Source organism: Streptomyces vinaceus (genome assembly GCF_008704935.1).
Taxonomy (GTDB): Bacteria; Actinomycetota; Actinomycetes; order Streptomycetales; family Streptomycetaceae; genus Streptomyces; species Streptomyces vinaceus.
This window is the reverse complement of the sequence record NZ_CP023692.1, coordinates 1,276,428-1,296,497: the sequence shown is the minus strand read 5'-3', so window position 1 is coordinate 1,296,497 and position 20,070 is coordinate 1,276,428. Positions and strand designations below refer to the sequence as shown.

The window sequence follows — 20,070 nt, the reverse complement described above, 5'->3', positions numbered from 1 at the left end:
GCCGCCCGCCGCACCCGGGGGGTGGTGCGTCGCGGGAGCCGGTCGGGAACGTGCGCCCCCGGCGGATTCGGGCTGTCGTACGAGCGCTCCGCCGGGAGCGGGAAGCAGCCCGGCGAAGTTCCCCAACTGGCTGTCAGCAGCGTGATCGTGCGGTCTAGCGTGGGTATCCGGTGATCAACACCGTGATCCACACCGGGCTCCGGAACCCTGGGGGCCCGGGCCCCACGTAGAGGACGCCGATGTCCGGACTCCGCGCCGCCCGCCACGCCCCGTCGAGACACGCCGCCACCGGTCCCGGCCGGCAGATAAGGCCCCAGCTGGTGCGCGCCTCCCTGCTGCCCACGCTCGCGGCCGCCCTCAGCGGAGCCGCCGCGGTGATCTTCACGCTCCAGCTCGGCGGGGGCGCGGGGGAGCGGGACGCCCGGCTGTGGCCCGTCCTGGCGGGCTGCGCCCTGCTCGCGGTCGGCGCGCTGGCCGCCGCCACGCTCGGGGCCGAGCGCTCCGCCAAGGCCGTACGGGACCGCTGCGAGGCGCTGCGCCGCTCCAGCGTGCGCGGACGCCAGGAACTGCGGACCGCCGCCGAGCGGCTGGAACGGGGCGAGCCGCCGGTCCGCCCGGTCCGCGGCGGCCCGACGGCGCCGCCGCCCGGCACCGACGCGGCCCGGGTCGACGAGTTCTGGCTGCTCTCCCAGGAGCTGCGCGGCGCCCGCGAACACGCGCACACCACCCTCGTACGGCTGGCCGGCCCGGCCGCGCCCTCCGACAGCGACCGCAAGGTCGAGGTGTTCGTCAACCTCGCGCGCCGGCTCCAGTCCCTCGTGCACCGGGAGATCTCCCTCCTCGACGAGCTGGAGGACACGGTCGAGGACCCCGACCTCCTCAGGGAGCTCTTCCACGTCGACCACCTCGCGACCCGGATCCGCCGCCACGCCGAGAACCTGGCCGTCCTCGGCGGCGCCGCCTCCCGACGCCAGTGGACCCGGCCCATCGACCTGAGCGAGGTGCTGCGCTCCTCCGTCGCGGAGGTCGAGCAGTACACGCGGGTCAAGGTGGTTCCCCCGGCGGGCGGCACCGTACGCGGCCACGCCGTCGCCGACGTGGTGCACCTGCTGGCCGAACTCGTCGAGAACGCCACGGTGTTCTCCGCCCCCGACACCGACGTGGTGCTGCGCGCCGAACGGGTCACCGCGGGCATCGCCATCGAGGTGGAGGACCGCGGACTGGGCATGCCGGCCGCCGAGCAGCACCGGATGAACGCCCTGCTCGTCGACCCCGAGCAGGTCAGCGTCCGGCAGCTGCTGGCGGACGGGCGGATCGGCCTCTTCGTGGTCTCGGCGCTCGCCCGGCGGCACGGGATCGCCGTCGAGCTCAAGTCCAACATCTACGGCGGGGTGCTCGCGGTGCTGGTGCTGCCGCAGGAACTGCTGGGGGCCGAGGCGCCGAGCGCCGCCGACGCGCTCGGGGGCTCCCGGGCCACGTCGTGGGGGACCGGGGACGGGGCCGCCGGGATGCCCCCGCTGGAGCCGGTACGGGTGGCGATGCCCCGGAGGCCGCAGACGCGCCGGGTGCCGGAGCCGGAGCCCGTCGCACCGGCCTGGGCGGCGCCGCACGCGCCGCACCCGGAGCCGGACCACCGGGAGCCGGGCCGGGGGCAGGCCGCGGAGACGGGGCCCGCCCCGGACCCGGCGCCGGCGCCGGGCCGGGCCCCTGCCGCGGGCGCGGAGCCGGTCGTACGGTCGGCCGCGCGGCCCGTCGTACGCGAACCGGCGGCTCCGGCACCTGCTCCGGCGCCCGCGCCGGTCCCGCCGGCCACGGCCCTCGTCTCCGTACCGGCCGCCCGGACGGATCCCGACCGGCCGCCCCTGCCCCGCCGGCGCGCCCAGGACCACCTCGTCCCGCAGCTGCGCGACGCCCCCGCCCCCCGGCCGGCCGACGCGCCCGAACAACCCGTCCACGATCCGGGCCTGATGGCCGCCTTCCAGCGGGGCTTCGGCCTCGCCCAGACGGAGAACCAGCCATGACCCCGACCTCTCACCCCGGCAAGGAGCGCACCACCATGGGCGGCGAAGCGGCGACGAAGACCACCCGGCTCTCGGACCTCGACTGGCTGCTCAGCGGCCTCGTCCAGCGGGTCCCCTACACGCGCAGCGCGGTCCTCCTCACCGCCGACGGGCTCGTCACCTGCGTCCACGGCCTCGACGCCGACAGCGCGGACCACTTGGCGGCCTTGGCCTCGGGGCTCTACTCGCTCGGGCGGAGCGCCGGATCGCGCTTCGGGGACGGCGCCGGGGTCCGGCAGGTGGTGGTCGAGCTCGACACCGCGCTGGTCTTCGTGTCGGCGGCGGGCGCAGGCACCTGCCTCGCGGTCCTGGCCGACCGCGAGGCCGACGCGGGCGTCCTCGGCTACGAGATGGCGATGCTGGTCAAGAGCGTCCGGCCGTACCTGGCGGCCCCGCCGCGCCGGCCCGTCGGCGAAGCGCAGTGATGCGCGCCCGCGCCGCGTGCGGCAGGGGCGCCCCGCGCGACACGCCCTGGCTCGACGATTCGGCGGGCCGGGTGATGCGTCCGTACACGGCCAGCGGCGGGCGGACCCGGCCCGCCGCCGCACTCGACCTGCTGTCCCTGGTGACGGCAACGGGGGTGCGGCCGCGCGGTCCGCTCGGCCCGGAGCACACGATGGCGCTGCGCCTGTGCGCGGGCTCCGCGGCCGTCACCGTCGCCGAGGTGGCCGGACAGCTGCGGCTGCCGGCGGTGGTGGTGAAGGTGCTGCTGTCCGACCTGATGGAGTACGGGGCCGTCACGGCGCAGGCGCCGCGGTTCCCGGGCGGCGGATACGTCGCCGCCGACGACCAGAACCTGCTGCGGGCGGTGCTCGATGGCCTACGTCGACGACTGTGACACCCGCCTCGCCCCCGCCCTGCCCGCGACGCTGAAGATCCTCGTCGCGGGCGGGTTCGGGGCGGGCAAGACGACCTTCGTGGGCGCGGTGAGCGAGATCGAGCCGCTGTGCACGGAGGAGCTGCTCAGCGGGCTGAGCGAGGACGCCGACCCGACCGAGGGGGTCGCGGCGAAGGCGTCCACGACCGTCGCGCTCGACTTCGGCCGCCTCACCCTGGACGAGCGGCACGTGCTGTACCTCTTCGGGACTCCGGGGCAGCAGCGGTTCTGGTTCCTGTGGGAGGAGCTGTGCGCGGGCGCGCTCGGCGCGGTGGTCATCGCGGACACGCGCCGGCTCGCGGACTGCTTCGCGGCCGTGGACTTCTTCGAGCGGCGCGGCATCGGGTTCATCGTCGCCGTCAACGAGTTCGACGGGGGCCACCGCTACACCCCCGACGAGGTGCGCGAGGCGGTGGGGCTCGGGCCTGACGTGCCGGTCGTACGGTGCGACGCGCGGCTCACCAGTTCGGGGACCGGGGCGCTGGCCGCCCTGGTCCAGCACTTGCTCTTCACGGCGGCGACACGGCCGCCGGGATCCTGGAATCCGGAGGGGGAAAACCCGGGATGACGTACTACGAGTCGACCGGACACCTGCTGCTCACACCCGTGGACCGGGAGGCGCCCGCGCGCACCGTCCGGCTGCGCGCACTGGGCCTGGGGGAGCGCGCGGACACGGAGTTCGACGCCTTCGCCCGGCAGATCGCCGATGTCCTGGCCGCCCCGTACGCAGGGGTCAACTTCGTCGGTGAGGAACGGCAGTTCTTCGCCGGGCTGCACCACGCGCCGGGCGCCCCGGCGAGCGGCTACCCGGCGCGGGCGCTGCCCCGGGACCACGGGTACTGCCCGCACGTGGTGGTGCGGCGCAAGGCGCTGGTGCTGGAGGACGTACGCGACTTCGCGCGCTTCGCGGGCAACGCGGTGGTGGACGAGAGCGGGGTCCGTTCGTACCTGGGCGCGCCGCTGATCGACCGGACGGGGACCGTCCTGGGGACGGTCTGCGCGGTGGACGTGGAGCCGCGCCGGTGGGGGATGCAGGGGCTGGCCACGGCCAAGTCCCTGGCGGCGGAGCTGCTGGAGGTCATCCACGGTCGGGAGGACGGGCTGCGGGCGGGGTGAGGGCGGGAAGATCCTCGCGCCGCCCGCCGAGCACGACGCCTCGATCGCGGTGCCGGGCGCCCCGGGCCCGCCGTGATCCGAAGGACACGGCCTAGAGGAACGCCCCGATCCGCAGGCGCAGGGAGCGGGGGTCCAGTCCGTGCGCGGCGGTGTGCTCGTCCATCGTGCCGTAGCGGCGGAGCTCGGCGCGGCCGACGCCGAGCCCGAGGATCCGGTGCGGGACCTCCGACAGGGCCTGCGCGGCGGCCCCCGTGGAGGTGCCGGCCAGGTACGGCTCGACGAGGACCACGTCCGCCCTGCCCCGGCCGGCGGCCCCGCGCAGGGCCGCGTCGTCGAAGGGGCGCACGGTGGTGGCGTAGAGCACGGTCACGTCCAGCCCCTCCGTCGCGGCGAGCACGTTGTCCAGCAGCGGGCCGACGGCGATCACGACGGCGGCGCCCGGACCGCCTTCCCGTACGGTCCGCAGGCCCACGCCGTCCACCGGGCGCGGGGCGGCGTTCGACTGCTGCGAGAGCCGCACGTAGACCTTGTCGTCCCCGGCGGCGTAGGCGCGGCGCAGCAGCGCCTCGGCCTCGTCCGGATGGCCCGGTACGTGGACCGTCCAGCCGTCGAGGGTGTCCAGCAGCGCCACGTCGCCCGGGGCCATGTGCGTGAGCCCGCCGGCCGGCCAGTCGTAGCTGGCGTTCGCGCTGACCAGGACCCCGCCCGTGCCCTGGTGTCCGAAGTCCAGCTTGATCTGCTCGAACGGCCGCTCCACCAGGAAGCTGGCGAAGGTGTGCACGATCGGCCGCAGCCCGGTGAGGGCCAGCCCGCCGCCGACCCCGATGAGCAGCTGCTCCCTGATCCCGACGTTGATCACCCGCTCGGGATGGCGCTGCTGGTCGGGCCGGAACCCGTCCATGGTGATCTCGGCGAGCACGAGCGCCAGCCGCGGATCCTCGTCGAGCGCCCGCGACGTGACGGAGACGAACCGCTCCCGCATGTTGTCCATGACGAACCCCTCTACTGCTTCTTCTCGACACGGGCGACGACCGCGTGGGGCCGGCCCGGATGCGGTGCGGTGAAGGCGGCGTACAGCGCCTCGTGGTCCCGGCCGTCGACGGTCACCGCCGACCAGCCGGCGGCCTCGAAGCGGGAGGCGATCCCGCCGCGCCAGCCGTGGGTAGCGGAGTCGTTGTCGATCACCACGGTGTGCAGCCGCTCCAGCCCGGCGGCGCCGGCGTAGGCGATGGCCTCGTGGTTGCTGCCCTCGTCGAGCTCCGCGTCCCCGATCAGCACCCATACGGCCGGGTCGTCCAGCCCCTGCGCCCGCAGCCCGAGCGCGCTGCCGACGGCGAGCGGCAGCCCGTGCCCGAGGGAGCCGCTGCCGATCTCCACTCCGGGGATCAGGGTGCGGTCCGGATGGTGGCCGAGGGGAGAGTCGTACGAGCCGAAGCCGCGCAGCCGCTCCACGGGGAAGAACCCCTTGGCGGCGAGTACGGCGTAGTACGCCATCGGCCCGTGCCCCTTGGAGAGCAGGAACCGGTCCCGCCCGGGCTCCTCGGCGTTCTCGGGCCGCACGCGCAGCACCCGGTCGTAGAGCACCCAGAGCACGTCGAGCGTGGAGTGGGCGGCGGGCGCGTGCTTCTCGGCCCCGGTCATGAGCGCGATGAGCCGGCCCAGATCCTCGTAGCGGAACCCCGTGTCCGCGGTTGCCTGTGTCATGCACCGATCGTGCAACCTCAAGCCCGCTTGAGGTCAAGCGCGCCCCGATCCCGGGAAGGTGCGCGCGACCACCCCGGGAAGTGCGGTATTGTTCTCGTGCGCGTTCACCCCGGGGAAAGCCCAGGTCAGCGCGTATCGGGACGTGGCGCAGCTTGGTAGCGCACTTGACTGGGGGTCAAGGGGTCGCAGGTTCAAATCCTGTCGTCCCGACTTTTCGAAGTCGCAGGTCAGGGGCTGTTTCAGAGAAATCTGAAACAGCCCCTTGATCGTTTTTGGGGACCAGTTGGGGACCAGGGTGACTTGGGTGGGTCTGTGACGCACCTTGACTTGGTCCAGGTGCGTCACAGCCGCATCGGCGACGTGGCTGCCCGATTGACCGTCCGCTCGACCTAAGCTGTCATCCGGCTGGCAGGTGAACCCGACCTCGGTGACGGGGCGGCCCCAATACGCGCGAGTGGAACCCGGTCACGATCACCGGTGACGGTGTTCTCAGGGGCCGGTGCGTCCCTGGTGGGCGACCTACCGCACCCGTGCGAACTGCGAGGCCGCCCGACGCCTCTGTCCGTGTGGTCCTCGCGCCCGGCTCGCCGCCGTGCTGCGGCGGCCGTGCTGGGTCAGATCCTGATGACGGTGCGGCGGCGCCGTTGACGTGACGGACCTTCGGCGGTGGGCCTGGCCGCGCGCCTACGAAGTCCTAACAAAGGCGTTGGACGTGGCGGTGGATGATGGGGCAGGTGGCGAGGCCGAGGAAGGCTTCGTGTATGTCGTCGCGTCGTTTCCACCGGACGCGAAGCCGGCGGAAGCCGTGGGGCCAACTCCGCGGCGGGCCATCACGGGTTTGACGCCGGTCGCCCAGACCAGCCGGCGGTACTTGTCGTGGTCGTAGCCGCGGTCGGCCAGGAGTGTGCCTGGGCGTCTGCGGGGCCAGTCAACGAGGCCGGCCACCGGCGGGATCTTGTTCAGGAGGGGCATCAGCTGGGTGACGTCGTTGTGGCTTCCGCCGGTCGGTGACAAGGCAAATGGAATGCCTGGCCGTCGACGATGAGGTGGTGCTTGCTGCTCGGACGTGCGCGGTCGGCCGGGCTGGGCCCGCTTTGGGGCCCCGTCGAGCGGCCCTGACGTGGGAGGAGTCGATCACCGCCCGCGTCCAGTCGAGCTTCTTCGCGACCCGCAGCTTCTTCAGCAGCACCAGGTGCAATTGGTCCCAGAGGCCGACGTCGTTCCACGCGGCCAGGCGCCGCCAGCAGGTGATGCCGGAACCGAAGCCCAGCTCCTGCGGCAGGTACTCTCACTGGATTTCGGTATGCAACACGAACAGGATCCCGTATAGGGCTTGCCGGTCCGGTACCCGCGGACGTCCTTCCACCTGCTTCGGTGCAGTCTCCGGAAGCAACGGCTCGATGAACGACCACACTTCATCCGACACGATCCATGACCGCGACTGATGTTTCCCCCACGGCCAGACCAACAGTCATCCGAACCGAAAGTTGCGTGATCAACAGCTTCTGTTGGGACCTCTAATAGCTCCGGCCATGCGACGGGTCCGTAAGGTTAGTTGACCGTACAGGCCCCATCTTCCTGTGCCACAGGCCGGACTGCTGCCCGAACCGGGGGAGCGCTGCACGCAGGCAAGGGAGATGGGTCGATTGCAACGGCCCGTCAGTCTCTATGATGGGCAGTCTTCAGCGCAACTGGCGAGGAGAACGATGACAGTCCAGTACGAGGATCTGATTAACCGCCTCGAACAAGGTCCTAGCTTCCTCCTCCTCGGCCAGAAGTATCTATGCCTGGAGAGCGGCGAGGATCCGCTGGTCGGCGCGGTCTCGCGGTCAGCGGAGGACCTTGCCGACGCATCCGATCTCTACTCACTCTTGCTGAGGACCCGAGGCGAGAAGCGCGAGGCGGTGCTCGCCAGTCTGGCCAGGGCGGCGGCCGAACTGACTGCACCGGCCTGGCTCAATGTGGTGGCCGGTCTGCCGTGGAACGGGGTGTTCAGCACCGCGGTCGATTCCCTGTTCCTGCGCACACTGCGAAGCGACTGGCGCCAGGTGCAGCCAGTCGCTGCCTCGACCTTTCGGCCCTCGGCGCCGCGGAGTACGAATCAGGTCCAGGCCGTTCTCCTCTTCGGAGGCGCCGACCAACCGCCCGAGAATCAACCGCCGACCGGTCGGCTCGGGCTTGGCGCGCGCAAGGCGGAGGCCAGAGCGCTCGCACAGCGTCTCCCGGACGAGCTCATCACTCCTCGCGGCGTTCTGGTCATCGAGGCATGGGGGGTCGACGACTGGTTCGACTCCGAGGACCTGTACGGAGTTCTCTCCCGCCTCGGGCGCGGCCAGGCGCATCTGTTTTCGGCGAGCTCCGCCGAGCTCGCCGACGAGTTCCTTGCGGCAGCGATCGCCGAGGGCACTCTGGTTGTTCACGCGGAAGACTTTGCGAGCTACGTCGAGGAAGCCCGACGGCGCGGGCGGCTGACCGACCTCCAGCGCTTCGATTCCGGTGGCCACCGGATCAGACACGGGGGGGATTTCCATGAAGTCCCCCGGGACATATGGAACGCCGTCACCGCATTCGGGCAGCCGATCGATGCAGACTTGCTCGCGGCACCGCCAACGCAGTCGCAAGAGCTGCGATACGTGCGGTTCCGAGAGTTCCTTGGGGCAACGGAATCATCGAACATCTGGTCGGCGATCAACAGCGGCCTCGCGTTCCGTAGGGACTACGAGACGGACCTGCGCGACCGCGTGGACACAGCCTTGGCAGGCCGGAGTCTGCTAGAGCGCCCACTGCTGCTCCAAGGGCAGACCGGCAGCGGAAAGACGATCGCCTTGGCCTCGCTGGCATACTCAGTCGCACGTGAGGGACAGCACGCAGTCCTGCACATCCCTCGGCGGGCGATCCGGCCGTCCTTCGAAGCGATCGACTCCTTCTGTGAATGGGTGGAGAACACGTCCGTCCCGAGCACTCTGCTGGTGTGGGACGGGATGGTTGACCCGGACGAGTACTTCCGGCTGGCGAGATACCTCGACGCCAGGGGACGCAAGGCCGTGTTGGTCGGTAGTTGCTATCGCACGAACGAGCGCAGGACCCGACAGGTCATCGAGGCACCTGCGTCGCTGGTCAGCGGGGAGATGAAGCGCTTCGCCCAGCACCTCGAATCCTTGGGGATCACCATTCATGACAGGGATGGGCCCCTGATCCAGAAGGACAACACCTTCCTCTCCGCCCTCTACCGCCTTCTGCCGGAGAGCAGGGGGGCGGTTAGTGGCGGTCTAGTACTCGAACTGAGGCACACCGAAACAGCGTTGACCGCTGCAATTCGTACGTCGTCCACCTACTCGCCGCCGAGCGCGATGGCCGCGGCGCTGGCGAGGGCCGGCCTGGTGGACACTCTGGCTTCGGCGCTTCGGGACATAGGGGAAGACGCCGGCGCGTCCGCATACCAGGGGCCGTACGAGCGTCTGGTCAATGTGGTGCTCGTGGCCTCCCGGCACGGACAGTCCATTCCCCTCGAACTCGCGCTGCGAGTCGTGGGGCGCGACGGTGTCCGCAACCTGCCCCAGGTGCTTGGCAAGGTCGATCTCATCCGCTGGCAGGAGGACCGCGGAGGCAACTACCTGCTGTCCGCGCGCAACGAACTCGAAGCTCAGATTCTGGTGACCGCCGAGCGGATCAGCGAGGAGTCTGAGATCAAGGCGCTGGCAGAAGTCCTCTCAGAGGTGCGACCCGACAGTACGCTCTTTGGCGGAAGCGAGGTCCAGTTTGCCGTGGACCTTCTCAACCGCATCGGTCCACAGGGTGAGCAGGAAGGCCGCTTCGCACCGCACTTCCTCCGGATCGCAGACGCGATCTCCCATGCCAACCGGGCCAGCGTGGTGCCGAACCAGCGACTCGCACTGCTTGAGACGAACTTGTGCCGAAAATGGGTCAGGTATGCCCAGCGCAGGCAGCTTTCCGACGCGAACGAACGCGCTCAGATACTGGAACGCGCCGAGCAGGTGGTGGAGGAGGCTCTGGCGACGTTGCCCCCCTCGCCCCGCCCTGGGTTGCGCGCCAACCTGCTAGTGGAGCAGGCGAGCGTCGCGGGTTCGAAGCTCTACGAGCTGCTGCGCAGCGGGGCAGACGGTGCGGTTCCGTCGCCGCTGCCGGTCGAGCTCGTCAACGGCCTCGTTGATCGTGTACAGCGTGTCACCTCGGACTCGATGCGTCTCTCAGCGGACAAGTACTACCCCATGGACGTTCTCTGCTGGGTCACCATCGACGTGCTCGAGAAGAACGTGCTTCCCGAGCGCGAAGCCACCTTGATGCTCTCGGAGTGCATTTCCAGGCTGCTGCTCTTTGACGTGGCCGACCTCAGCGAGAAGCAGGAAGCCAAGTACAACGCGCGTTTCGCCGACCTTGCAGCCCTCGCGCGCGACGACAGGGTTGCTGACGAGCGGCTTCAGGAGCTGGCGAAGCACGATGAACCACTTGCCGCGTACCTCTACGCGCTTCGGGTGAGCGGACTCCTGCGGAACACCCCGGTACCAGCGGGCGTCCAGGCGGCGTTGGCTCACCTGAAGTCGCATGATGCCGCGATGAACGACCGGCGCTGCCTGCGGTTGCTCGTGGATCTGTTCTGGCTGGCCAAAACCGGACACCGGTTCATGGGAGGGGAGCGTCTCACGCTGCCACTCACCCATGAGGATTGGGTCGAGTGTCGCGACCTCGCGGACCGGCTGAGAGCCGCGGACGAGTTGTCCCTCCTGCGGGTCGAGTTCATGCGCGCCCTCGCGTTCTTCCACCTAGGGCTTGCCAACGCCGCCTCTGACGCGTTCCGGACGGCGGAGCAGCAGTCGCTCACGTTTCGTCGGCGGGTCGTATCCATGTACATGGCCAGCGATTCTTCTGGGAGCCCTCTGAGGTTCCACCCGGTGATCCGCCAGTTGGACGCGGATCAGCGCAAGGGTAGGTGTTGGGTGGAAGAGCTAGCGCGCGAAGTCGCATTCCAGACATATGATTTCGCGATCTCTGACCCTAGGCCGGGGATGGCTCTGCCGGACTCGCATGTGGCTTTTAATCTTCGGGGGCCGATCCTCGAGCCCGTGCGTAGCCCGGGGGGGCGGAGGGGGCCGACCGTCACCTCGCGTCTCGGCGTTCCGCTGCCGTCGATCATGCCCCGGCGGGGGCGGAAGTGATCGCCGCCTCCGGATCGGGATTGCATGTCACTCTCTCCGAACTAGACCGACGTAGAACCGAGTTGGAAATGCTGTGCGATGCTCTGACGTCATGTCCGGTGGGGGACCCGGTCACGGCACCGCGCCCGGTTCTCTCCAGCCCGCAGCACGGCTTCGTCACCACGACCATCTGGCTGAGTTCCTGGCTGGAAGAGGCGTGGAAGGCCAGCATGAAGTACCTGCTTGGCCAGGCACTCAGGGTGGGGGTGGATCCGGCTGAGGCGGAGCGGTTTAGGCATGTGCTCGGCCGGCTGCGGACGTTCTTTGCCCACAACCTCGACCCCAGCAACACGCGGGACCGAGGCACCCGTGATACCTGCTACGCATGGTTCAAGGATGCTTGTGGCTCGCGCGTCCCTGGTGACGATCAGTGGGAATGCTGTCTGGAGGCATTGCTCGCATCGGCTCTGCGATGCTTGCAACTGGCCATCGAGGTCGCCCGGTCCATCGAGTGCCACGCCGACAGTGCGACGTTGTCGAATATGTGGAGGGACCGCCTCAGCCGCACGGATGTCGTGGTCAACTATCTTGGCGAGCTGCAGAGCGCGGCCGGCGATCTGGGCTGCGGAGGTCTGAATCTCACTCAGATACGTGACCGCTACAGCAGACGCTGGGCGGAGGCGCTCTCCCTCATCCCTGCGAGTGCCGACCTTGATACGGCCACGACCCGCCACATGGAGCAGGCTCTTCTCGCAGAGACCGGTCGTCTGCTGCCCGTCACGGCTGCCGATGTAATGGAGCGGCTTGCGATAAACCCGGGTGAATCGGTGGAAGTGGCGCTGCGGCTGGCACAGGTTCTCTATAGCATGAAGCCGACCCTGGACCGTTCCTCACTATTGGATAGCCTGGTCGAGAACTGGGATCAGCTGAAGAGTCCGTAGGATCGGCTTGGCATTGGCTCGCAAGCTGAGGGCGGGGCCTTGGAAGTGCAAGGTCGATTGGCCGGAACGCGCTCCCGGCGACGCGTCGCGAAAGTGATCGCGATCGCCACCGGCCGGCTTGATCGCAGCATCGGCCGCCGCGAAGCTTGGCGCCCGGATGAGCGCTTGCCGGCTGGGAGCAGGCGGCCTGCTGGGAGGCGGTGAACTAATAGGGCTTGCGCAACCTGGACGAGGCGCCGTGCGTCGGCACTGGGCCGAAGGCCGATCCTGACCTGCCGCCTCCGCGAGCACGCTGCAGGCCGTTCGGCCCCGTCCGCGCCCGCCGGCTGGAGTACCGTCGGCCGCTAGGCCGTCGTGGGGGTGCCTTGTCGATGGCCGTCTGTCGGTCTTGTTCTCGGGAACCGGCGGGGGGCGGTCTGCTGCCCCTCAGTCCGGCGGGCACCCCGGACGATCCGGCGATGGCGGGCGCGGCCTGCTCAGGGTGTTCCTCCGGCTGAGTACCGGGGTGTTCCCGGACGACGGGACTGATGCAGCAAGTGCGGCGGCTACTCTGCGCGCCGGCTGACAGACACCCAGCTCTCCTGCTACAGCGCTGCCCAGCAACTCCACGAGATCGCCGGCCAGCTCGACGACGAGCGCGCCTACCGCCCTCCTGTCGGGCCGGAAGCCCTACTCAAGCAGCTGAACGAGCTCGCGGACTGGGAGCCCAGCGGCCACTAGAACTGCAACTGGGAAGGCTCGTGGCGTTGGCGTGAGGTCGTAAGCGACCTTCGCCGCCGGGTCGAAAGGAGGCAACTCCAGACTGCGCCCTGACTCGCCGCCCCCGCCCAGCGGTCCGAGACGGCTCGGCGGGCCGAGGGCCAGGTGGCTTACCTTGGGGACCAGCTGGGGACCACCGCCCACGTCGATGGGCGCACGCCAGGTACATAAGTACACGCTGTGCGCCCTGACGTTAAGGCGTATGTCGCGATTTTTCCTCCGACCCATCGATCTGGGGGTCAAGGGGTCGCAGGTTCAAATCCTGTCGTCCCGACTCGTGAGAGTCGTGGATCAGAGGCCGTGTCGGAGACATCCGACACGGCCTCTGATCGTTTTTCGGGGTCCGGGCTGCTCGGTCGCTCCAAGGCCTGGCGGCACGTGGGCGGGGGCCGGCGGACGGCGCCCTCAGTCGAGGCAGAACTCGTTGCCCTCGACGTCCTGCATCACGATGCAGGACTCGTTGTCCTCGTCGGCGGTCAGCACCTGCACGCACACCGCGCCGAGCGCGATCAGCCGTGCGCACTCGGCCTGGAGCGTGGCCAGGCGCTCGGCCCCCACCAGTCCGGTGCCGACCCGTACGTCGAGGTGCACCCGGTTCTTGGCGACCTTGCCCTCGGGGACGCGCTGGAAGTACAGCCGCGGGCCCGCCCCCGACGGGTCGCTGCAGGCGAACCAGGCGCCCTGGTCCTGCGGGGGACGGGAAAGTTCGTACGCCTCCCACGTGGGGAACCCTGCGGGCGGCGGCGGTGCGACGTACCCCAGAACCTCGCACCAGAAGCGGGCGACGCGCTCGGGTTCCGCGCAGTCGAAGGTGATTTGGACCTGCCTGATCGATGACATCGGCGCACCATAGCAATCTCGGCCGGGCGCACGGAGCGCGGTTGAGAGGTCACGCGCTGTCGCTCCCGGGAATCTTCACCCCGTGAAAGTGGAGGGGGTGCGTCCCGTTACACCGCCGGTGAATTTTTGGTCCGGTTTGGGTGGTTGTGCGGGGCCGGGGAAAGGGGCCGCCCGAATCTGTTACTCGATCGTGTGGAGGAGGTGTAATGATCCGCCGGATTGATCGGAGAGTTCGTGTCCCACCTCGTCGTGCCGCCTCGTTCGGGGTGTCAACACGGTTGGCTGCACTGCTCGTCAGCGTGCTTTCATCGGTCCCGGCGCGGCCCGTGAGGCCACGTCATTTGATGATTGATCAGACGACTGAAAGGGTGCGCACATCATGCGTAACGACATCGAGACCCGTGAGATCGCCGACGACGAGCTGGACGCGGTTTCCGGCGGTGTCAGCATTTCCGGCGGGCTCCTCGGCGCCGTGACCGGCGACGTCTTCCACGTGGTGAACACGGTCACCTCGCTCCACACGGTCCAGGGCGTGCAGGCTCTGCCCGGTGCGGCCGAGGGCATCGTCGGCGTTCGCGCCGGTGTCGCCGGCCTCTGAGCCGGAAGTCCGTGTGAGTGGACCCCGGGGCGTATTTCGTTCCGGGGTTCGCCGTGTGTGAAGGGGAGTTCGTGCAGTTCCGTCGAAAGGCGCTCTCCAAGCTGAATTCGGGTGATGAGCTCGATCTTCCCGTGCGCTTCGCCCGCCCTCAGGGGAGATTCGTGCTCGGTGTGACCGTGCTCGTCATGGCTGTTCTCGGTGTGTGGGCGTTCGACGGTTCTGTTTCCGCGAAATTGAGCGCATCCGGAATCCTTACGCGCGCCCAGGGCAGTTATCTGCTCCAGAGCCCGTTCTCCGGACAGGTCACCGCCGTGCCCGCCCAGGAGGGGCAGCTGCTCCCGCCCGGCGCCCCCCTGCTCCAAGTCGCCACGGAGCAGGGCGAACGGACCGTGCGCGCCGTGGCCGGCGGCCGGGTGACGAGCCTGGTCGCCAAGACGGGCGCCGTCGTGACGACGGGCGCGGACCTCGCCGTCCTGGAGCGGGTCAAGAGCGCGGACGAGCCGCTGGTCGCCGTGTTGTACGTGTCCGGCGCCGGCGGCGCGGACATCCGTGTCGGGGCATCCGTCGACCTCGACGTCACCTCCGTCCCCCGGCAGCGGTTCGGCGTACTGCGCGGGCGCGTCAAGGAGGTGGGGCGCGCGCCCCAGACGCAGGCGCAGATCGCCGGGTTCCTGGGCGACCCGCGCCTGGCCGCGCAGTTCGCCCGACAGGGCAGCCCCGTCGCCGTGCTCGTGGAGCTCGAAGGCTCCACCGCGACCGCCTCCGGCTACCGCTGGTCCACCGCGGGCGGCCCCCCGTACCCCCTCGACTCCACGACACCGGTCACCGGAGCCGTCCACCTGCCGCCGCAGCGCCCCGTCGATTGGCTGCTCCCGTGACCGTCCCCACCCACGGCCGCCCGCGCCCGCCCCGCCGCGCGCCCCGTCCCGTACGCACCCCCACCGTGCTCCAGATGGAGGCGGTGGAGTGCGGGGCCGCCGCGCTGGCCATGGTCCTGGGCCACCACGGCCGCTTCGTCCCCCTCGAAGAGCTGCGCATCGCCTGCGGGGTGTCCCGCGACGGCTCCCGCGCCGGGAACCTGCTCAAGGCGGCCCGGGGCTACGGGCTGACCGCCAAGGGCATGCAGATGGACCTCGCCGCGCTCGCCCGGGTCGCCCCGCCCGCCATCCTCTTCTGGGAGTTCAACCACTACGTCGTCTACGAGGGAACGGGCCGGCGCCTCGGCCGCCGGGGCGCGTACGTCAACGACCCCGCCAAGGGACGCCGGTTCGTCCCCATGGAGGAGTTCGACACCGCTTTCACCGGCATCGCGCTCGTCTTCGAACCCGGCCCGCGCTTTCGCCGCAGCGGCCGCCGGGAAGGTGTCATGAGCGCCATGCCGGCCCGCCTGCGCGGCACTTCGGGCACGATGCTCGCCGCCGTGCTCTCCAGCCTCCTGCTGGTGGCCGTCGGTGCGACGGTGCCCGCGCTGAGCCGTACGTACATCGACACGTTCCTCATCGGCGAGCAAACCTCCCTGCTGGGCGTGTTGTTCGCGGCGATGACGGCGGCCCTCGTCCTCACCGCCGTGCTCACCTGGCTCCAGCAGGCCAACCTGCTGCGCGGCCGCATCATCTCCTCGACGCTCGGCAGCGCCCGCTTCCTGCGCCACCTGCTCCGGCTCCCGGTCGCCTTCTTCACCCAGCGCAACCCCGCCGACCTCGTCCAGCGCCTCCAGTCCAACGACGCGGTCGCCGAGACCCTCGCCCGCGACCTGGCCGCCGCCGGGGTGGACGCCGTGGTGGTCGTGCTCTACGCCGTCCTGCTGTGGACCTACGATCCGCAACTCACCCTCGTCGGGGTGCTCATCGCCCTGCTCAACCTCGTGGCCCTGCGGATCGTGATGCGGCTGAGGGCCACCGGCACCCAGAAGCTGCGCGCCGAGAGCGCCCGGCTCACCAACACCTCGTACAGCGGGCTCCAGCTCATCGAGACGATGAAGGCCACCGGCGGGGAGAACGCCTTCTTCCGCCGCTGGGCCGGCCAGCACGCCGTCACCCTCGACGTACAGCAGCGGCTCGGGGTCCCCAGCGCCTGGCTGGCCGTCGTCGCCCCCACCCTCGCCGCGCTCAACAGCGCGCTGATCCTCATGATCGGCGGCCTGCGCGCGGTGGAGGGACACCTGTCGGTCGGCCTGCTCGTCGCCTTCCAGGCCCTCGTGACCAGCTTCACCGCGCCGATCACCCGCCTGGGCGCCGTGGCGGGCCGGATCCAGGACTTCGCCGCCGACGTGGCCAGGCTGAAGGACGTAGAGAACTTTCCCGTCGACCCCCTCTACCTGCGCCGCGAGCCGCACTCCGGCACCCGCCGGCTCAAGGGCCACGTGGAGCTGGACGGCGTCACCTTCGGCTACAGCCCCCTGGACGCGCCGCTGCTGAAGAACGTCTCGCTCGCCGTGGGCCCCGGGCAGCAGCTCGCCCTCGTCGGCGGCTCGGGCAGCGGCAAGTCCACCGTCTCCCGGCTGATTTCCGGCCTCCACACCCCGTGGGAGGGGGCCATCCGCATCGACGGGATGCGGCTGGAGGACATCCCGCGCGCCGCGCTGGCCGCCTCCGTGTCGTTCGTGGACCAGGACGTCTTCCTCTTCGAGGGAACCGTCCGCGACAACGTCGCCCTGTGGGACCCGTCCATCCCGGACGAGGCCGTCGTCGCCGCCCTCCGCGACGCCGCCGTCCACGAGGTGGTCGCGCGCCGGGCCGGCGGCATCCACAGCCGCGTGGAGCAGGACGGGCGCAACTTCTCCGGCGGCCAGCGCCAGCGGCTGGAGATCGCCCGCGCCCTGGTGCGCCGCCCCAGCGTCATGATCCTGGACGAGGTGACCAGCGCCCTGGACGCGGCGACCGAGCAGATCGTCATGGACAACCTGCGCCGCCGCGGCTGCGCCTGCGTGGTGATCGCCCACCGGCTGAGCACCGTACGCGAGAGCGACGAGATCGTCGTACTCGACCGGGGCGCGGTCGTGGAGCGCGGACGCCACGAACAACTGGTCGCCGCCCGGGGCCGGTACGCCGCACTGGTCAAGGAGCACTGACGTGGCGACCTGGCAACCGACCCCTCAGACGGAGCAGTTCCCACAGCCTCACCAGGCGCAGCACGCCGACCGGCCCCACCCCGGGACGGATCCGGTCGTCGCGGCCCTCGGCGCGCTCGGCTCGGCCGTCGACTGCGCGGGCCTGCGCAGCCTCTCCCTGGAGGGGCCCCTCGTCCTGTGGCTCGTCCTCCGGGGCGAGCTGGACCTGTTCGCCGTCGACGCCGCCGAGGAGGGCCACTGGCACTTCCTCGGCCGGCTGGAGCCGGGTGCGCTGTTGCTGGGCCCGGTCGACGGGCCCGCGCACACGCTGACCGGGCGCCCGCTGCACGGCTGCGTACTGCGCCGCATCGAACTGCACGAGCTGCACCGGCCCGCGAACGGGGGATCCTGGAGCCTCCCGGGCGAGTACGGCGGGTACGACGCGTACCACCCGTACGGTGGTTACGCCGAGCCCTGGCAGCCCGCACCCAGCCCGCTGGAGGACGCCTTCGCCCGCGGCATCGGCCGGGGCCTTCGCGTGCTGTACCGGACTCCGCTGGAAGGCGGCCCGGACGCCGCGGGCCGGGGCGGGGCCGACGAGGACATCCTGTGGATGCAGATCCCGCCGGGCAGCGTGCAGTACGGCGCCGTGTACGAGCCCCACGCGGGCGCGGCCACGGCCGGCACGCTCCTCGTCGACGAGGCCGTGTGGCAGGGCATGGTCGACCGGCAGTACCGGCTGCTGTCCGCCCTGGACCGCCGCATCGAGCAGGACGAGCGGGCCCACGCGGACCGGACCGCCGCCGGCATCGAGGCCGGAGAAGCCGCCCGTACCGGGGCCGACCGCGCCCTGCTCGCCTCCATCGGCCGCTCCCGCCGGGGACCGCGCGGCGCCGCCGGCGACGACGCGACCTTCGCCGCGTGCCGCCTCGTGGCCGCCGAAGCCGGCATCGCCCTGACCGAACCCCCTGGCGCCGCGGCCGACTCCGGGCGCATGGACCCGGTCGAACGCATCGCCCTCGCCTCCCGCGTCCGCACCCGTCCCGTCAGGCTCACCGGTCGCTGGTGGCGGGAGTACGGCGGACCGCTGGTCGGCCGCCGCGCGGACGACGGGGCCCCCGTGGCCCTGCTCTGGCGGCGCGGCCGGTACGAGGCCGTCGACCCGGCCACCGGAGCCCGCGCACCCGTGCGCCGGCGCGACGCGGCCGCCTTCGCCCCGCAGGCCGTCATGTTCTACCGCCCCCTGCCCGACGGGAAGCCCGGCGTGGCGCACCTGCTGCGCTTCAGCGTGCGCGGCAGCGCCCAGGACCTGCGCGGCCTGGTCCTGGGCGGACTCGGAGCCGTCGGCCTCGGCGCGCTCGTCCCCGTGGCCACCGGCCGGGTGCTCGGCACGTACGTACCGCGCGGCGAGGACGGCCTCATCGCGCAGACCGCGCTGGCGCTCATCGCGACCTGCGTGGTCTCGGCCGCCTTCATGCTGCTCCAGAACACCTCCGTCCTGCGGATGGAAGGCCGCATCGAGGCCACCTTGCAACCGGCCGTCTGGGACCGGCTGCTGCGACTGCCCGTGACCTTCTTCTCCGGCCGCTCCACCGGGGAACTCGCCGCCGCGGCCATGGGCATCAGCTCCATCCGCAGCGTGCTGTCCGGCATCGTCGCGGTCTCCCTGCAGGCGGGCACCGTCGGCGCGATGAACCTCGTGCTGCTGCTCGTCTACAGCGTCCCCCTGGCGCTGGCGGCGCTCGCCATGCTGATCTGCGTGGCCGCCGTCTTCCTGGGTCTCGGGCTCTGGCAGCTGCGCTATCAGCGGCAGCTGATCCGGCTCGGCAACAAGCTGGACAACCAGGCGTTCCAGACCCTGCGCGGGCTGCCCAAACTGCGCGTGGCGGCCGCCGAGAGCTTCGCGTACGCCGCCTGGGCGCGGGAGTTCGCCCGGACCCGCGAACTGCAGCAGCGCATCGGCCGGATCAAGAACGTCCTCACCGTCCTCAACGCGGTCTACCTGCCGCTCTGCACGCTCGCGATGTTCATGCTGCTGGCCGGGCCGGCCCGCGGCAGCATGTCCGCGGCCGAGTTCCTCACGTTCAGCACCGCCGTGACGATGATGCTGTCCTCCGCCACCCAGCTGACCGGCGCCCTCCTGTCGGCCGCCGCCGTGCAGCCCATGTACGAGCAGGTCAAGCCGATCCTCGGGGCGAGCCCCGAGGTACGGGCCGCCGGCATCCGGCCGGGCGAGCTCAGCGGCGCCGTCGAGGTGCGCGACCTCTCGTACCGGTACACCGACGACGGCCCGCTCGTCCTGGACGACGTGTCGTTCGCGGTGCGGCCGGGGGAGTTCGTCGCGGTCGTCGGGGCCAGCGGCTGCGGCAAGTCGACGCTGCTGCGCATGCTCATCGGCTTCGACCGGCCCGCCTCCGGCAGCGTCCTGTACGACGGCCAGGACCTGGCCGCCCTCGACCAGGCGGCCGTGCGCCGCCAGTGCGGTGTCGTCCTCCAGAACGCCCAGCCGTTCTCCGGGTCGATCCTCGACTGCATCCGCGGCTCCGGCACGTACTCCCTCGAAGAGGCGGCGGAGGCCGCGGCGCTGGCGGGGCTGGCCGAGGACATCAAGGCCATGCCGATGGGCCTGCACACCGTCCTGTCCGACGGCGGCGGGACCGTCTCGGGCGGCCAGCGCCAGCGGCTGATGATCGCCCAGGCCCTCGTCGGCAAGCCGCGCATCCTCTTCCTGGACGAGGCCACCAGCGCGCTCGACAACGAGGCCCAGCGGGTGGTCATCGAGTCGACCCGAGCCCTGCGCGCCACCCGCATCGTGATCGCGCACCGGCTGTCCACGGTCATGGACGCCGACCGGGTGATCGTGATGGCCGACGGCCGGATCGCCCAGCAGGGGCCGCCCGCCGAGCTGCTCGCCGATCCCTCGGGACCGTTCCGCGAACTGGTCCGCCGCCAGATCGGCTGAGGGGGCCGGCC

Annotated in this window: 14 protein-coding genes, 1 tRNA gene and 1 pseudogene; 12 read left to right on the top strand and 4 right to left on the bottom strand. The window is 70.9% G+C overall.

The features are described 5' to 3' along the window. The first annotated feature begins 239 nt into the window (after positions 1 to 239). Genes CP980_RS36340 through CP980_RS05760 form a run of 5 tightly spaced genes read left to right on the top strand, consistent with a single transcriptional unit; the run spans position 240 to position 4,053 of the window. A complete protein-coding gene (locus CP980_RS36340; protein WP_150492847.1) occupies positions 240 to 2,021 on the top strand; it encodes a sensor histidine kinase in 1,782 nt (593 codons plus the stop codon). A gap of 35 nt (positions 2,022 to 2,056) precedes the next feature. Then, the gene (locus CP980_RS05775; RefSeq protein ID WP_132759584.1) at positions 2,057 to 2,485 is read left to right on the top strand and encodes a roadblock/LC7 domain-containing protein; all 429 of its coding nucleotides are present in this window, start codon (positions 2,057 to 2,059) and stop codon (positions 2,483 to 2,485) included. After that, positions 2,485 to 2,898: a DUF742 domain-containing protein gene (locus tag CP980_RS05770; RefSeq protein ID WP_132759520.1), complete on the top strand. Its 414-nt coding sequence runs from the start codon at positions 2,485 to 2,487 to the stop codon at positions 2,896 to 2,898. The genes CP980_RS05775 and CP980_RS05770 overlap by 1 nt, the downstream gene beginning before the upstream one ends. After that, the gene (locus CP980_RS05765) at positions 2,876 to 3,505 is read left to right on the top strand and encodes a GTP-binding protein (protein WP_132759521.1); all 630 of its coding nucleotides are present in this window, start codon (positions 2,876 to 2,878) and stop codon (positions 3,503 to 3,505) included. Before CP980_RS05770 ends, CP980_RS05765 begins: the two co-directional genes overlap by 23 nt. Further along, entirely contained in the window at positions 3,502 to 4,053 is a 552-nt protein-coding gene (locus tag CP980_RS05760) for a GAF domain-containing protein (RefSeq protein ID WP_132759522.1), read from the top strand. The genes CP980_RS05765 and CP980_RS05760 overlap by 4 nt, the downstream gene beginning before the upstream one ends. 91 nt (positions 4,054 to 4,144) lie before the next feature. On the opposite strand, the gene CP980_RS05755 is transcribed toward CP980_RS05760, so the two are convergent. Both CP980_RS05755 and CP980_RS05750 read right to left on the bottom strand, forming a co-directional pair. Continuing rightward, positions 4,145 to 5,044, bottom strand: coding sequence for a transketolase family protein (locus CP980_RS05755; protein WP_150492845.1), 900 nt, complete (start codon positions 5,042 to 5,044; stop codon positions 4,145 to 4,147). Between the two features lie 11 nt (positions 5,045 to 5,055). Then, on the bottom strand, positions 5,056 to 5,757 hold the full coding sequence (locus tag CP980_RS05750; RefSeq protein WP_150492843.1) for a thiamine pyrophosphate-dependent enzyme: 702 nt from the start codon (positions 5,755 to 5,757) through the stop codon (positions 5,056 to 5,058). A gap of 136 nt (positions 5,758 to 5,893) precedes the next feature. Between CP980_RS05750 and CP980_RS05745 the strand changes: the two genes are divergently transcribed. Next, a tRNA-Pro gene (locus CP980_RS05745) sits at positions 5,894 to 5,967 on the top strand. A gap of 484 nt (positions 5,968 to 6,451) precedes the next feature. Here CP980_RS05745 and CP980_RS05740 read toward each other — a convergent pair. After that, a pseudogene (locus CP980_RS05740) lies at positions 6,452 to 7,225 on the bottom strand (IS5 family transposase). A gap of 238 nt (positions 7,226 to 7,463) precedes the next feature. Here CP980_RS05740 and CP980_RS05735 point away from each other — a divergent pair. Continuing rightward, a complete protein-coding gene (locus CP980_RS05735) occupies positions 7,464 to 10,931 on the top strand; it encodes a P-loop NTPase (RefSeq protein ID WP_150492841.1) in 3,468 nt (1,155 codons plus the stop codon). Further along, positions 10,928 to 11,851, top strand: coding sequence for a hypothetical protein (locus tag CP980_RS05730; protein WP_150492839.1), 924 nt, complete (start codon positions 10,928 to 10,930; stop codon positions 11,849 to 11,851). The genes CP980_RS05735 and CP980_RS05730 overlap by 4 nt, the downstream gene beginning before the upstream one ends. A 1,164-nt stretch (positions 11,852 to 13,015) precedes the next feature. On the opposite strand, the gene CP980_RS05725 is transcribed toward CP980_RS05730, so the two are convergent. After that, a complete protein-coding gene (locus CP980_RS05725) occupies positions 13,016 to 13,450 on the bottom strand; it encodes a VOC family protein (protein ID WP_150492837.1) in 435 nt (144 codons plus the stop codon). Between the two features lie 379 nt (positions 13,451 to 13,829). Between CP980_RS05725 and CP980_RS05720 the strand changes: the two genes are divergently transcribed. From CP980_RS05720 to CP980_RS05705, 4 genes are all read left to right on the top strand, one after another. After that, positions 13,830 to 14,048, top strand: a complete 219-nt coding sequence (locus tag CP980_RS05720) for a hypothetical protein (RefSeq protein ID WP_099888675.1) — start codon at positions 13,830 to 13,832, stop codon at positions 14,046 to 14,048. A 71-nt stretch (positions 14,049 to 14,119) separates the two neighbouring features. Beyond that, the gene (locus CP980_RS05715) at positions 14,120 to 14,926 is read left to right on the top strand and encodes an HlyD family efflux transporter periplasmic adaptor subunit (protein ID WP_150492835.1); all 807 of its coding nucleotides are present in this window, start codon (positions 14,120 to 14,122) and stop codon (positions 14,924 to 14,926) included. A gap of 74 nt (positions 14,927 to 15,000) precedes the next feature. Next, positions 15,001 to 17,118, top strand: a complete 2,118-nt coding sequence (locus CP980_RS05710; protein WP_229906893.1) for an NHLP family bacteriocin export ABC transporter peptidase/permease/ATPase subunit — start codon at positions 15,001 to 15,003, stop codon at positions 17,116 to 17,118. A gap of 1 nt (position 17,119) precedes the next feature. Further along, entirely contained in the window at positions 17,120 to 20,059 is a 2,940-nt protein-coding gene (locus CP980_RS05705) for an NHLP bacteriocin export ABC transporter permease/ATPase subunit (protein WP_150492833.1), read from the top strand. Positions 20,060 to 20,070: the final 11 nt, after the last annotated feature.